We start from the raw sequence: 365 nt of genomic DNA, 5'->3' as shown, positions 1-365 counted from the left end.
ACCACCTGCTGCTCGACCGGTAGCGCCGCGACTCGGTCGATGGCGATCGTGCGGGCCTTGGCGGCTACTTCGGCCGGGGTGGTCTGGATCATCAGTTTGGTCACTACGGCTGCTCGTTCGTCGTCGGACAACGGCGTCCGCGCGTCGATATGGGTGACGCCTTTGCCCACGGCGTCGGCGAACTCGATACCGATCCCGCCCACCCGCTGCGCGACCGTCAACGCCGGCAACGACGATGCGGCGCGTCCCACCCGTACCGCCCGTGCCGCCGCACCCGGGGACATGCCCAACAGCCGGAGAAGATCAGCCCCGGTGCGTAGGTGCCGCCGACCCGGCACACCGGCCCGTTCGGCCGCCACCACCGC

The 365-nt window shown here is 70.7% G+C and carries 1 pseudogene; it reads right to left on the bottom strand.

The window, feature by feature from the left end:
• A pseudogene (locus tag G154_RS26710) lies at positions 1-365 on the bottom strand (HNH endonuclease); the annotation flags it as partial.

The organism is Mycobacterium sp. VKM Ac-1816D (assembly GCF_000416385.1).
Classification (GTDB): domain Bacteria; phylum Actinomycetota; class Actinomycetes; order Mycobacteriales; family Mycobacteriaceae; genus Mycobacterium; species Mycobacterium neoaurum_A.
The sequence above is the reverse complement of the archived record's forward strand: the minus strand, read 5'-3'. Positions and strand labels throughout refer to the sequence as shown.